Source organism: Natrinema sp. 1APR25-10V2, from assembly GCF_031626495.1.
GTDB lineage: Archaea > Halobacteriota > Halobacteria > Halobacteriales > Natrialbaceae > Natrinema.
The window spans coordinates 327,175-339,318 of sequence record NZ_JAMQOJ010000003.1 but is presented as its reverse complement, the minus strand read 5'-3'; the positions used below and the strand labels follow the sequence as shown (position 1 = coordinate 339,318).

Sequence of the window (12,144 nt, the reverse complement as noted above, 5' to 3'; positions counted from 1 at the left end):
GAACGTAATACAGATGACTGACACACTCTACGTCCAGCGAGGAGAGCTGACCGCAACGGAGATTCTCGATGAGGTCAACACGGGGAATCGAGTCGTAATCGAAATCGATCTTCTCGGGAAATCGATTCGAATGGTCGTTCGCAAGCACGATGAGACGTACTACTGCGATACGCCAGTCAAACTCCTCAAATATAGTACGACGGAAGAGATGCGATCCTGTCTCGAGCGATACAGACTCGCGACGTCAGATCGGGAGCCGGACGTCGCCGGCGGACTCGAGGTGCCGTCCCATGAGTGAGAGACCGCGGAGTGGCAGTACCGGTACTGGAAGTGTACAGCCGACAGGACACCGTCAGCTCGAAACGTCGGCGGCAGCCACCGCTGATCAGCGTACGGAAGTAACTGAACCCGTTCGTATCGACGACCCCGAATTCGGTCAGGTGCTCGAGTGCGTGCTCGGGATCAGTAGTCACGAGCGTCGCACCTACTTTGCGCTGCTCGAGGCGCCGGGAAGCACGACGACCGAACTGGCCGTAGACCTCGACCGCGATCGGAGCAGCGTAAACCGATCTCTTTCGGCGCTTTCCGAGACGGGACTCATCCAGCGCGACCGGAAGATATTGGATGGCGGTGGATATGTCTACCATACTTTCCGACTCCGCTTCCGGAGGCCAAGACACTACTGCACTCGTCCATCGATCAGTGGGCGGCACAGGCCCACGATCGAATTGAGTCTCATATCGGGTGCCACCCGAACTCGTCGGGATCGTAGTTATCGGGATCCTTTATGTAGTAGTGCTTGATCTCTTTCCCGATCTCGTGACCACGAATGATCTTCCCGACCCGCCTCGTTAACGACACTGGTCACGTAGTCGCCAGGACGTTCCCGGTCGTCCTCGACGTGTTTCCGATACCCCGACCGATCGGACTCGAGGAGCGAATGCATTCGAGCGATCGGCCCATCTGCCGCATAGATCGGTCCCGACTCCGATCGCTGGAGTCGAACATATACCGCCACATCGACGATGTTGCTGGTTTGGCAGAACTCGTCGAAGTACCGACGCGGTATCCCGAAGGTCGCTGCGGCCTCAGCGAGCAGGTGGGAGTAGCGATCGAATTCGATATTCGATTCCTGTCCCTGAGCGTCGACGTACGGAACGCCGAGGTCCATGTAACCGTTCACGTCTTTTACAGGACCAGTCCATTCACCATCGCCGTCACTGTCGGCTTTCTCTCGGCGCTTCATGTCCGGCCAGCGAGGGCGGAACGTGATTGTCCCGCCCTTCATTCGCTGACTCCGATCGGCCCGTTCGCCGTCGTACGGTTCGTCTTCGCAGACGAAGTAGAGTCGGTACAGATACGCCGTCTCGAGCTTGTAGAACGGATCATCCCACGGGAGAATCAGCTGGTCATCATTGTCGAGACAGACCCGCCAGGTTTCTCCGCCGGCCTCGAAAGTGCCGGACGGCTTGCCTTCGTTGGTCCAGTCGTGGTTCTTCCGGACGCCCGTGAGTGCATAGTACGGCTTTAGTCCACCCCGAACGAGATGGAAATGACCGTCGAACTCGTGGCACTGAAACCACAGGAATTTGCGGGCGGTCACTGCGACCACCACTCGTCGACACGGTCAGACCGAAATAGAGGTGTCTGATCCGCCGAAAATAACGGAGAAGAGTCCAGATATTCGTTACTCGTTGCCGAACATCTGGCGCATCATCGGGTGCATCTCCATGAGCTGCTCCTCGGCGATCTCCTCGTACAGCTTGTACGTGATAGAGACCGCGAGCAGCAGGCCCGTGCCGGAGACGTTCCCGATGGTGCCGAGCATGTTGGCCCAGACGGCCAGCAGGCCGACGAGTGCGCCGCCGATGACGGTCACCTGCGGGATGTATCGCTCCATGACCTTCTCGATGACGCCGACGTTCTGTCGGAAGCCGGGGATCTGCATCCCGGAGTTCTGGATCTGCTTGGCCGTCGATTCGGGACCCATGTCCGTCGTCTCGACCCAGAAGATGGCGAAGATCGCACCGCCGACGACCATGAACGTGACGTCGATGCCGATGCGGATCATCACCTGCCACCACTCCTGGGCGACGTTCGCCGTCCACCACATCCAATCCCGCGGCGAGTAGATCGGCGCGAGGTAGTAGAACAACCCGCCGGTCGGCTGGCCTTGCGAGTAGACGCCGAGCCAACTGGGCATACTCGCCAGCTGCCGGTTCAGGATCTGGCCCATGAACTGGACGTTCGCCTGCACTGCGCGAACGAGGATCATCGGCAGGACGCTCGCGTAGATGAGCTTCACGGGGAAGCGACCGCGTGCGCCCTTGACCCGGGCGTGACTGAGCGGGATCTCGACGCGGACCGACTCCGCGTAGACGACGATCCCGAAGATCAGCAGCGTCGTCAGCAGGGCGATGATGTGCCCCTGACTGATGAGCAGCGTCTGCAGCCCCTCGCCGGAGATGATCGAGCCGACCTCGACCTGACCGGTCAGGATGCGGTACCAGTCGAAGAAGAAGCCGCCCGCTGCGGGCTGAATGAACCCGGTGACGAGCCGCTGGCTCACGCCGGCGATGATGAACAGGCCGATCCCGCTGCCGACACCCCACTTGCTGACGACCTCGTCCATGTAGAGGATGAGGACGCCGCCGACGAAGATCTGGGCGAAGATCAGCAGTTGGAGCTGCGTCCCCTCGAGCGTGAGTCCGCCGAGTTGCAACTGGGGTACCGCTGGCAGGAAGCCGCCGGCGAACACCATCGGAAGCCCGGTCAGGATCACCATCAGAACGACCAGCAGCTTCTGGAGGCCCTGATAGAGGACCTGATCCCGCGGATCGTCCGTATCGAGGCCGAGCAGATTCGCACCGCCGAGCAACTGTAAGACGATGCTCGCGGTGACGATCGGTCCGATACCGACCTGCAACACCGACCCTTGCGAGCCAGCAAGGATCGCGCGGAACTGCCCGAAGAAGTCTTCCGAGCCGGACTGCACTCCGAGCAGTGAGATGTTCGTCAGGAAGAAGTACAACATGAGGATACCCGCCGTCCACATCAGCTTCCGCTTGAAGGGGACGTGCCCCTCCGGACGGCGCACTGCTGGCATCCGCGTCAAGACCGGTTCAGCGGCTTCCTTCCATCCCATACGTTATTCCTCGTCCTGTTCAGCGTCGGCTTCGGCCTCGTCCTCGGCCGCCCGCTCCTCGCCGCGCTCGGAGAGGACCGCTTTGCCGCCGGCGGCCTCGAGTTTCTCTTCCGCTGCGTCGGAGAAGGCGTCCGCGGTGACGGTCAGCTCGTTGCGAACCTGACCCGATCCGAGGACCTTGACGACGTCGACCTCGTGGCCGTCCTCGACGATATCGCGTGCGTCGAGTTCGTAGCCGCCGTCGGCTTCCTCGGCGAGATCGTCCGCAACGTAGAGGATCGCGTCCTCGTCTAGCTTCTGGACGTCGATCTCGGCGACGTCCTCGCGGATGTCGTGCGGTCGCTTGAAGCCGTGTTTGCCCTTCGGTTCGTAGTTGTGGAACTCGTGTTTGCTGCGCCCGGCACGGCCGCGGCCACCGCGGTGGCCCGCACCGCGTCGATTCTTGTGGGAACCGCCGCTGTGGGTCCGCGATCCGCGCTGGCGTCGTTTTTTGCTCGTCATGGTTATCGCATCGATTCTAGCAGGTCGTTAATCTGCCCCGTTGTATGCTTTCCGAGTTGGCCGCCCTCGACGGTCGGCTTTTTGATACCGTCGTGACCCCCCCGCGGTGGGTGAAGTCGAAGCGTCGGTGACAGTCCCTCGTCACGAAGTGTCGTCTCCTCTGCGAGGAGCGCCTCGGCCAGTTCGCCGAAGTCGTCGTAGTCGGTGTTCTCGGCGAGCCACTCCTCGTCGACGTCCGCCTGCTTGCCTTCGAGGGGCTCGGCTCGCTTCGCGAGCAGGGTCTCGAGCACGTCCGCATCGGGCTCGCCGACGGCGACGTAGTCGTTGACCTTCGCGATCATCCCCTCGTAGGCGTCGGTCTCGGGGACGAGCGTGCAGTGGTTGACGTTGTGGATGTTGAGCATCGACAGGGTGTCCTGAACGTCCTCCTGTCGGTTCACTTCGCCGCGAATCTGGACGATCGCCTTCATCACTCGCTCACCTCGGCTTCCTCACGGCCGCCGCGGTTTCGACGCGGTCGTCGCGACTGCGATGCGTTCTCGAGGGCGTTGAACGTCGCCTTCGCCAGGTTCACCGTCGTTCGGGTGTTGCCGTGGCTCTTGGTCCAGGCGTTCTCGATTCCGGCCAGCTCGAGGACGTGACGGACGGTGTCGCTGGCGGCCAGGCCGAGCCCTTCGGGGGCCGGAATGACCTCGACCTCGACGGAGCCGGCCTTGCCGGTCGTTCGTCGGGTCAGCGAGTGGGGCCGGTCCGAGCGGTCCTCCCAGGAGCCCGAACCGCGGGGCACCTGAATCATGTTCAGCTTCGCGATACCGATCGCCTTCTGGATGGCGGACCCGACCTGATCGTCACGGCCTTCCGCGTAGCCGATGAAGCCGTCGCGGTTGCCGACGGCGACGACGCAGCGGAACTTCACGCGCCGTCCGGAGTCGGTCATCCGCTGGACCATGTTGATGTCCAGCACCTCGTCTTCCAGTCCGGGGAGGAGCTGGTCGACGAGTTCGGGTTCCTTCAGCGGGAGGCCCGAGTTGAGAGCGGTCTCCATGTCGTCGATTTCGCCCTCTTGGACCATCCGGCCGAGACGGGTGACGGGTTCCCATCCACTGTCGTTGTAGTTGTTTCCACTCATTCGAGAATCGCCTCTCGTACCTCGTCGAAGTGTTCCGGCAGTTCAGTCGCGTCGAAGTCGCCGCTGTACAGCGGCTCGTCTAACTGCTCGGCGTACTCGGCGATGTGCTCGCCGCGGGTACGCGACCAGTCAGCCAGCACGCTGTCGTTGTGCGGGATCTCGAGGCCGGCGTCGATCGCCCCCTCCTGCACCGCGAACACCTTGTTCCCGGGCGTCGCCGTGTTGAGACCGATGTCGAGGACCGCTTCCTCGAGACCGGCGTCGACGGCTCGTTGGCCGGCCAGCAGGCCGGTCAGGTAGGCCGCGGAAATATTACTCGTGGGGGCGTCCCAGCCGTACTCCTCGAGATCGCTCGAGTGTGCGCTCGCGAGCGTCTCGTCTCCCTGAGGTCCGGGAGTGATCAGCTGCGCCGTAGTGTGCTTGTTGCTCTTGCGAGCAACGAGGCGGGGCTTGCCCGATTTCAGCAGGCGCAACCTCTGGTGGTAGTCCGTCCGGACCTCACGGCGACGCCGCATCGGTACTTTGTATCGTGGTCCTGTCGCCATTATTGGTCACCGTAGTTGTCGTCGATGTAGTTCAACAGGTACCGGACGCTGCGGAACTCGCCACCGCCAGCCTTCTTGTAGAGCTCGCGGTACTGCGTGGGCGTCAGCTCGCCCTTGTCGCGGAGTTCGCGCAGCTTCCGTCGCTGTGCGCGGATCTTGTTCTGCCACTCGTCTTTCTCGTTCTGGCGTGCGCCCTTCTTGCCGCGGCGCTTGCCCTGACCCTTCCGGTGGCCGTAGGAACGCTTTTCGTTGCGCTCGCGGGCGCGACCGCGGGAGTTGCCCGACGAGTCGGCAGCCCGAATGCGGCCCTCGTCGACGAGTTCGCGGATCTCGTCGCGGGTGATCGCTTCGGCGATGTCGCTCTGTGCGTCGGGGTCGAGCCAGACGCGATTCTGACCGACATCCAAGACGTCGGCAGCCAGTCGCTTCTGTGCGGAGAGATCAGTCATCTGCTTCCACCTCGACTTCTTCGTAGGTCGGGTTCAGGACGCGAACGCCCTGTTCCTCGGCCTGTTCTTCGATTCGTTCGCGCTTGCGCGCGCCGACCGCTGACGCGATCCGGACCGCCTCGCGGTCGCCGTCGACGCCCTCGAGATCGTCGAGGTTCTCGACGTAGACCTCCTCGAAGCCGCTGGGATGTTTCCCGCGGACTTCTTTGGGCGTGCGGTAGCCGGCCTGAACCTTCGGCCCCTTGCCTTTGATGCCCTTTCGCTGCTTGGACAGTTGGCCGCGGGGTCGGCGCCAGGATTCCGGCGTGCGCTTCTTCTTGTGGTAGTCCTGTCGATTGAACTGCGGTTTCCCCTCGCTCTGCCGGCGGTTGAGGAGTCGCTCCTCGTCCGCGGAGAGGTCGGGCGTCTTCTCGGTCAGCCCGCGGGGCTGCAGTTCGGTCTCGACCTCTTCGGCCGGTTCTTCTTCCTCGACGCCCTCGTCCTCGATCTCGGCCTCGGTCTCTTCGGTGACCTCGAGGTCACCGACGTCGGCTTTGATGCGGGCCGCGAGCGCGTTCCCGATGCCCTCTGCATCGGCCAGGTCGTCCTGATCGGCTTCCTTGACGTCCTCGATGGACTCGAAGCCGGCTTCGCGCAGGGCTTCGGCCTTGCTCTCGCCGACGCCGCTGATGTCCTCGAGCGTCTGGGGTTCGTCGTTTTCGTCTGCCATCTATCAGGCACCTCCTTTGGCGGGTTTGTTGGTGATATAGACCCCGTCCTGGAAGATGCGGGTGTCCTTGCCGCTGACCTTCGTCAGCTGCTCGATGTCGGCCGCCGTCTGTCCGACGTGGTCCTTGTTCGGACCGGACAGGACGAGCTGCTCGTCGTCGACGGCAACCTCGGTCTCACCGTGGATAGTCGTTCGTCGCGGTGCCTTTTCGCCGAGGAAGTTTTCGATGACGACCTCGTCGCCCTCCACGCGGACCTGCATCGGGAAGTGAGAGTAGAAGACCTCCATCTCGTACTCCCAGCCCTCGGTCACGCCGTGGAAGGCGTTGGTGATGTGGCTCTCGAAGGTGCCGACGGTCGAGTTCGTCTTCGCGTCCTCGGCGTCGCTTTCGATGACCACCTGGTCGTCGTCGACATCGACGGTCACGTCGGGGTACCAGAGGCGGCGTGTAACGCTGCCTTCCGGTCCTTCGACGGTCACGTCGAACCGATCGACCTCGACGGTTACGTTTTCGGGAATTTCCAGTTCGACTCGCATTGTTAGTAGACGTACGCGATCACCTGGCCCCCAATACCCTGTTCGCGCGCCTCGTAGTGGCTCATGATGCCACTGCTCGTCGTGACGACGAGGGCACCGAAGTCTCGAGCGGGGAGATAGCGCTTCTCCCACTTCTCGAAGTCCTCGGAGCCAACGGCGTAGCGGGGCTTGATGGGGCCGCACTCGTTGATCGCTCCTTTCAGTTCGACCTCGAACTGACCGGCTTTACCGTCGTCGACGTACTCGAAGCCGTCGATGTACCCGCGGTCGTAGAAGACCTCGAGCACGCTGCCGATCTCGTTCGAGGCGGGCGTTACCTCGTGGGTGAGATGACCCACACTCTCGGCGTTGTCGAGTCCCGAGAGCGCGTTGCTGAGTGGATCGTTTCCGGTCATGTTATCGATACTTCTTGAATCCCATGTCGCGGGCGATCTCGCGGAAGCACTGCCGGCAGAGATTGATGTCGTACTTCCCGACAAGTCCCTGCTCGCGGCCGCAGCGCTGGCAGGACTCGATCTGTCCCGTCCGTTTCGCCGCGTGCTCGCCCGTGCGGTCGTTTTCTGTTTCGCTTTCACTCATCGTCTGCCTCCACGTTCACGTCGAAGTTCGCCTCGATGAACGCGAGTGCGTCCTCGGGGGTCAGTCGGTGGTTCGACGGAATCGAGCGGGTGGCCTTGTCGCGCTTGGCGATCCGGTAGCCCGGACGCACCAGGTTGACGGTGACGTCGAGCCCGTAGATCCCGACGTTCGGGTCGTACTCCTGGCTGGGGAAGTCGGTGTGTTCCTCGACGCCGAAGCTGAAGTTGCCCGTGTCGTCGAACTGCGCCGGCGAGATGTCCGTCAGCGGCAGCGCCGTCTCGAGGAACTCGTGGGCGTCGTCGCCACGGAGGGTGACCTTCGTGCCGATCGGGTCGCCCTGGCGAATGCCGAAGTCGGGTTCGGTTTTCTTCGCCTGGGTCCGGACGCTCTCCTGACCCGTGACCTCCTCGATGATGTCCTCGGCCTTGCCGAGTTCGCGGCCACCTTGACCGACGCCCATGTGGACGACGACCTTCTCGACGCGCGGTTCGCGCATCTCGTGGAAGTCCGCGCCGGAGTCGGATTCGCTGCTCATTCGTCGTCACCTCCGGTAAAGTTCTCGTCGATCACGACGACGTACTCCTCGACGGTCTCGAAGCCGTCGTCGTCCGTGGAGACGCCGACTCGGTTCGGACCGCTGCCCGGAGTCACGTCGATCGCGTCGATCTCGCCGATCTTGCCGCCGTGGTTGCCGCGGACGGCGGTCACGAGCGCGCCTTCCTCGTAGGGGAAGTGCGCGACGATCGATTTGTCGTCGTTGTCGACGACGATCGAGTCTTTCGTCTCGTACTCGTCGTCGTCGACGATGACGTTCGTCCCGTCGTGCAGCGTCAGCTGGGTGTCGCCGCCCGGGACCTGCTGTTTGCCCTCGATCTTGCCGAGGCGGCTCTGGGCCGCGTCCTCGTCGATCTCGGTCAGCGCGAGCCGACCGCCCTCGTCGGGGAAGACGCGGTAGTACTCATCGCGGCCGGGGAACGCAACGATGTCGAACATGCCGATCGGGCGCTGTTCGTCGTTGATCGAGTCCCCGTTGATGAGGATCGCGTCCTCGGAGAGGGCGTATCGGGCTTCCTTCCGGGAGTCGACGTAGCCGAGCACGTCCCGCAGGAGGACGACGAGCGGCACGCCGTCTTCGCCGTGCGGGCCGGCGTCGGCCTTGACCGTGAAGGTCTCGGTCTTTCGCTCGACCGGCCAGGACTTCGGTACCGACAGTCGTTTCTGGTGTTTCGTCATTCGCTATCACCTTCGAGACGCGCCTCGCGACGCTCGTCCTCGAGATCGAGCTCCGTGATCCGGACGTTCGACGGGTCGAGCGGCCGCGGCACTTCCTCGCCGTCGGCCGTCTCGACGGTCACGTCCTCGACGTGGATCGTCCCGTCCTCGAGGATCGCGCGCAGGACCTCGCCTTCTTCGCCGGCGTGGTCGCCGCGCATGACCTCGACCGTGTCGCCCGCGTTGACGCGGGTTCGACGGGTGTCGTACTCCTCGCGGAGCTCGTCGGACAGCGTCGCGTGGAGCTGCTTCTGTCGCTTGTGCAGCGGCGCTCGCTCCGTCTGCGTTCGCTGTTTGTGTGGTTGCTTGCTCATATCTATACGATCATCGTCGCCGTGCTGGCGATTGCTCCGAAGCGCTCTGCGACTTCGCGGGCGATCGGCCCCTTGATCTCGGTGCCGCGGGGCTCCTCGTTCTCGTCGATGATGACCGCCGCGTTGTCCTCGAACTTGAGCCGCGTGCCGTCGGGCCGGCGGATCGACTTCCGCTGGCGGACGACGACGGCCTCGAGGACCTGTCGGCGCATCTCCGGGGTACCCTTGGTGACCGAAACGGTCACCTTGTCACCGATCCCCGCCTTCGGCTGGCGGTTCTTGGTGCCGTGGTAGCCCGCGACGCTGATGACCTTCAGTTCGCGCGCGCCGGTGTTGTCGGCGCACGTGACCAGCGAACCCTTCTTCAGGCCCTGCGTGACGTCGGCTTTCATCGCCTCCATCACTGATCACCCTCGTCTTCGTCCGCGGCGAAGTCCTCGTCGGAGAGCTCCGGCTCGGGCTCTGCCTGGCTCGTGAGCTCGGCGAGGTCCTCCGCGGTCGCTTCTTCGGTTACTTCGACGACCACGTGCGATTTCGTCTTCGACAGTGGTCGGGTCTCTGCGATTCTGACCGTGTCACCGACCGAGAGGGGCTCGAGCACGCCCGGTACGTGTGCCGGGATGCGCGAGCGACGTTTCATGTGTCGGTCGTACTTCGGGACCGCCACATCGTACTCTCGCTCGACGACTACGGTCTTGTCCATGTCCGTCGAGACGACGGTCCCCTCGAGGATCTGACCTCGAACGGAGAGTTCGCCGTAGAACGGACACTTCTCGTAGTCGTATTCCTCCGGGTTTTCGGGTTCCGGAGGGGTTTCAACGTCTAGTCCTATTGCCATGGTGAGTCACCATTCGTTTCCGTGCGTCGGGCGGGTCGTGAGAGCAGCCGCGATCCATCGACCGTAACGTAGGCTACGTCCTCGCCAGCACTGTCCGGGACGTTCGATTGCTCGGACATCCCAGGTTGAGTGTCGGCCAGTTTGGACGCAGTCCCCGACTCCTTGGCGGAGTCGGCGGCTTCATCTGTGATCGCGAACTCGAACGTCGAGCCCGATTTTGGCACCATTACGACCCGAGACTCGCCGTCTCGACGCTCGGCGGTTGCACCGCCTCGCCATCGTTCCGCCTCCGGCGGAACGCAGACTTCTATCGAGAGGGTCTTCGTCGTCTCGATGACGACGCGGCCCTCCAGACCCACCCGCGAGGAGTCGTCGCTCTCGACGACTCGCACGGGGAGTCCGTTGAGTTCGTGTCGCGGCAGCGTCTCGGGTGTCAGTGCCATCGTCGTGTTATTCTTCGTCTGCGTCGTCCTCGAGGTCGCCCTCTTCACGCTGGATCGTCTTGATCCGCGCAACGGTGCGACTGATCTCGCCGATACGGCCCGGGTTCTCCGGGGCCCCGCCGGCGGCGAGGACGGATTTCTGGTTCAGCAGTTCGGTCTCGAGTTCCTCGAGTTCCTCCGCCCGTTCGGCGGGCGTCATGTCGCGGATCTCTTCGACGTGGAGAATCGCCATCAGGCGTCACCTCCCTCGTCTGCGTCTTCCTCGTCGGCAGCTTCCTCGTCGGCAGCTTCCTCGTCTTCCATCTCCGCGACGAGTTCCTCGGCTTCCGCCTCGACGTCTTCCTCGAGTTCCTCGAGTTCTTCCTCGACCGCTTCGTCGCCGCCGGGGACCTCGACCTCTTCGAACTCCTCGTCGGCGTCAGCAGCGACTTCCTCTTCGATGACTTCCTCGACGTCCTCGTCGACGGGCTCGGCCGCTTCGTCGGCCGCGGCCTCGGCACCGCCCTCGGCGGCTTCTGCCTCTTCGGGTTCGCCCTCGAGGAGCTCCTCGACGCCCTCGGCCTCGTTGGCCTCGACGGCGTCGGGGACGAGCTCTTCGGGGTCCATGTCCTCGTTGACATGGAAGTCGTCGGGGAGCTCGGCTCCCGGCGGAATGATCTTGACGTCGACACCGATGGTGCCGAGTTTCATGACCGCGACGCCCTGGCCGTGGTCGACGACCTCTTCGGCGGGCTCGCCGTTGTGCTTGATGTAGCCGCGGTTGAACTTCTCGACGCGCGATCGCGCGCCAGTGACCTTCCCCGAGAGGACGATCTCCGCGCCGAGCGCGCCGGCTTCCATGATCCGGTCGATCGTCGTGTGACCGGCTTTTCGGAAGTACCAGCCGCGCTCGAGTGCGTTCGCCAGTCGGTCCGCGACGATCCGCGCGTTCAGGTCTGGTTCGTCGACCTCCTGCACGTCGATCTGGGGGTCCTCGAGGTTGAACTTCTCCTCGAGGGCGGTCGTCACTTTCCGAATGTTCTCGCCGCCTTTGCCGATGACCATCCCGGGCTTCTCGGCCTTGAGGACGATCTGGGTTCCCATCGGCGTCTTGGCGACGTCCATGCCACCGTAGCCCGCGCGGCCGAGCTCTTCCTGGAAGAACTCGTCGATCTGGGACCGCTGCAGGCCGTTCTCGATGAATTGATGTTCGTCAGCCATTAGCTCTCGTCCTCCTCGGTTTCGGTCTGTTCTGCGACGACGATCTCGACGTCGACCTGGGGGGTGTTCCACGACGACGCCCGCCCCATCGCGCGGGGCTTGCGACCGACCGATTCGCCGACCTTGTGGGCGGCGACGTGGACGATCTCCATCGACTCGGCGTCGAATCCCTGGTGATCGGCGTTGGCCGAGACGTTCTCGAGCAGATCGAGGAACTCCCCGGAGACCTTCTCCGGGTACTTGCCGGCGTCCCAGCCCTCGACGTCGGAGCGGTGACCCGCACCGGCGTTGTGGGACTTGAACGGGACCGACTGCGTCTTGTCGATGACGTCCTGGAGGTACGCCTGCGCGTCGCCGACGGTTCGGCCCTTGATCTCGCGGGCGACCTCCTTGCTGTGCTTGTGGCTCATATGACGCTCCCGGAGCATAGCTTTCGCCGTGGTGTCCGGATCCGCGTCGACTGAGTAGTTGATTCCCATGCGT

General features: G+C 63.4%; 21 protein-coding genes and 1 pseudogene. 3 read left to right on the top strand and 19 right to left on the bottom strand.

The window, feature by feature from the left end; translation table 11 throughout:
• Nucleotides 1-13 precede the first annotated feature (13 nt).
• The 3 genes and pseudogenes from NDO75_RS11100 (at nt 14) to NDO75_RS11090 (ending at nt 1,531) form a co-directional block, all read left to right on the top strand.
• On the top strand, nt 14-298 hold the full coding sequence (locus NDO75_RS11100) for a hypothetical protein (RefSeq protein ID WP_310906307.1): 285 nt from the start codon (nt 14-16) through the stop codon (nt 296-298).
• 118 nt (nt 299-416) lie between these two features.
• A pseudogene (locus NDO75_RS11095) lies at nt 417-772 on the top strand (helix-turn-helix domain-containing protein).
• 57 nt (nt 773-829) lie between these two features.
• The gene (locus NDO75_RS11090; RefSeq protein ID WP_310906305.1) at nt 830-1,531 is read left to right on the top strand and encodes a hypothetical protein; all 702 of its coding nucleotides are present in this window, start codon (nt 830-832) and stop codon (nt 1,529-1,531) included.
• A gap of 156 nt (nt 1,532-1,687) precedes the next feature.
• Here NDO75_RS11090 and secY read toward each other — a convergent pair whose 3' ends face one another.
• The 19 genes from secY to NDO75_RS10995 are packed head-to-tail and all read right to left on the bottom strand — an operon-like array spanning nt 1,688 to nt 12,140.
• A complete protein-coding gene (gene secY / locus NDO75_RS11085; RefSeq protein ID WP_310906304.1) occupies nt 1,688-3,145 on the bottom strand; it encodes a preprotein translocase subunit SecY in 1,458 nt (485 codons plus the stop codon).
• Nucleotides 3,146-3,148: 3 nt separating this feature from the next.
• Nucleotides 3,149-3,646, bottom strand: a complete 498-nt coding sequence (locus tag NDO75_RS11080) for an uL15m family ribosomal protein (RefSeq protein WP_310906303.1) — start codon at nt 3,644-3,646, stop codon at nt 3,149-3,151.
• A gap of 2 nt (nt 3,647-3,648) precedes the next feature.
• Nucleotides 3,649-4,116, bottom strand: a complete 468-nt coding sequence (locus tag NDO75_RS11075; protein WP_310906301.1) for a 50S ribosomal protein L30 — start codon at nt 4,114-4,116, stop codon at nt 3,649-3,651.
• Nucleotides 4,116-4,775 (bottom strand): 30S ribosomal protein S5, encoded by a 660-nt coding sequence (locus tag NDO75_RS11070; protein ID WP_310906299.1) that lies wholly within the window; start codon nt 4,773-4,775, stop codon nt 4,116-4,118. Before NDO75_RS11070 ends, NDO75_RS11075 begins: the two co-directional genes overlap by 1 nt.
• On the bottom strand, nt 4,772-5,320 hold the full coding sequence (locus tag NDO75_RS11065) for a 50S ribosomal protein L18 (RefSeq protein ID WP_310906297.1): 549 nt from the start codon (nt 5,318-5,320) through the stop codon (nt 4,772-4,774). The genes NDO75_RS11070 and NDO75_RS11065 overlap by 4 nt, the downstream gene beginning before the upstream one ends.
• Nucleotides 5,320-5,769: a 50S ribosomal protein L19e gene (locus NDO75_RS11060; RefSeq protein WP_310906296.1), complete on the bottom strand. Its 450-nt coding sequence runs from the start codon at nt 5,767-5,769 to the stop codon at nt 5,320-5,322. The genes NDO75_RS11065 and NDO75_RS11060 overlap by 1 nt, the downstream gene beginning before the upstream one ends.
• The gene (locus tag NDO75_RS11055) at nt 5,762-6,478 is read right to left on the bottom strand and encodes a 50S ribosomal protein L32e (protein WP_310906295.1); all 717 of its coding nucleotides are present in this window, start codon (nt 6,476-6,478) and stop codon (nt 5,762-5,764) included. Before NDO75_RS11055 ends, NDO75_RS11060 begins: the two co-directional genes overlap by 8 nt.
• Nucleotides 6,479-6,481: 3 nt before the next feature.
• Complete coding sequence (locus NDO75_RS11050) at nt 6,482-7,015, bottom strand: 50S ribosomal protein L6 (RefSeq protein WP_310906294.1); 534 nt, start codon at nt 7,013-7,015, stop codon at nt 6,482-6,484.
• A gap of 2 nt (nt 7,016-7,017) precedes the next feature.
• Nucleotides 7,018-7,410: a 30S ribosomal protein S8 gene (locus NDO75_RS11045; protein ID WP_097378332.1), complete on the bottom strand. Its 393-nt coding sequence runs from the start codon at nt 7,408-7,410 to the stop codon at nt 7,018-7,020.
• A 1-nt stretch (nt 7,411) separates the two neighbouring features.
• The gene (locus NDO75_RS11040; protein ID WP_130498710.1) at nt 7,412-7,594 is read right to left on the bottom strand and encodes a 30S ribosomal protein S14; all 183 of its coding nucleotides are present in this window, start codon (nt 7,592-7,594) and stop codon (nt 7,412-7,414) included.
• Entirely contained in the window at nt 7,587-8,129 is a 543-nt protein-coding gene (locus NDO75_RS11035; protein WP_310906292.1) for a 50S ribosomal protein L5, read from the bottom strand. Before NDO75_RS11035 ends, NDO75_RS11040 begins: the two co-directional genes overlap by 8 nt.
• Nucleotides 8,126-8,827 carry a 30S ribosomal protein S4e gene (locus NDO75_RS11030; protein ID WP_310906290.1) on the bottom strand — a complete coding sequence of 234 codons (702 nt, stop codon included), beginning with the start codon at nt 8,825-8,827 and terminating at the stop codon, nt 8,126-8,128. The genes NDO75_RS11035 and NDO75_RS11030 overlap by 4 nt, the downstream gene beginning before the upstream one ends.
• Nucleotides 8,824-9,180 (bottom strand): 50S ribosomal protein L24, encoded by a 357-nt coding sequence (rplX, locus tag NDO75_RS11025; protein ID WP_310906289.1) that lies wholly within the window; start codon nt 9,178-9,180, stop codon nt 8,824-8,826. The genes NDO75_RS11030 and rplX overlap by 4 nt, the downstream gene beginning before the upstream one ends.
• Before the next feature lie 2 nt (nt 9,181-9,182).
• A complete protein-coding gene (locus NDO75_RS11020) occupies nt 9,183-9,581 on the bottom strand; it encodes a 50S ribosomal protein L14 (RefSeq protein ID WP_006180012.1) in 399 nt (132 codons plus the stop codon).
• The gene (locus NDO75_RS11015) at nt 9,581-10,018 is read right to left on the bottom strand and encodes a 30S ribosomal protein S17 (protein ID WP_310906280.1); all 438 of its coding nucleotides are present in this window, start codon (nt 10,016-10,018) and stop codon (nt 9,581-9,583) included. Before NDO75_RS11015 ends, NDO75_RS11020 begins: the two co-directional genes overlap by 1 nt.
• Complete coding sequence (locus NDO75_RS11010) at nt 10,009-10,461, bottom strand: ribonuclease P protein component 1 (protein ID WP_310906278.1); 453 nt, start codon at nt 10,459-10,461, stop codon at nt 10,009-10,011. Before NDO75_RS11010 ends, NDO75_RS11015 begins: the two co-directional genes overlap by 10 nt.
• 7 nt (nt 10,462-10,468) lie before the next feature.
• Nucleotides 10,469-10,693: a 50S ribosomal protein L29 gene (rpmC, locus tag NDO75_RS11005; RefSeq protein ID WP_310906276.1), complete on the bottom strand. Its 225-nt coding sequence runs from the start codon at nt 10,691-10,693 to the stop codon at nt 10,469-10,471.
• The gene (locus NDO75_RS11000; RefSeq protein WP_310906275.1) at nt 10,693-11,661 is read right to left on the bottom strand and encodes a 30S ribosomal protein S3; all 969 of its coding nucleotides are present in this window, start codon (nt 11,659-11,661) and stop codon (nt 10,693-10,695) included. Before NDO75_RS11000 ends, rpmC begins: the two co-directional genes overlap by 1 nt.
• A complete protein-coding gene (locus NDO75_RS10995) occupies nt 11,661-12,140 on the bottom strand; it encodes a 50S ribosomal protein L22 (RefSeq protein WP_310906274.1) in 480 nt (159 codons plus the stop codon). The genes NDO75_RS11000 and NDO75_RS10995 overlap by 1 nt, the downstream gene beginning before the upstream one ends.
• Between the last annotated feature and the right edge of the window lie 4 nt (nt 12,141-12,144).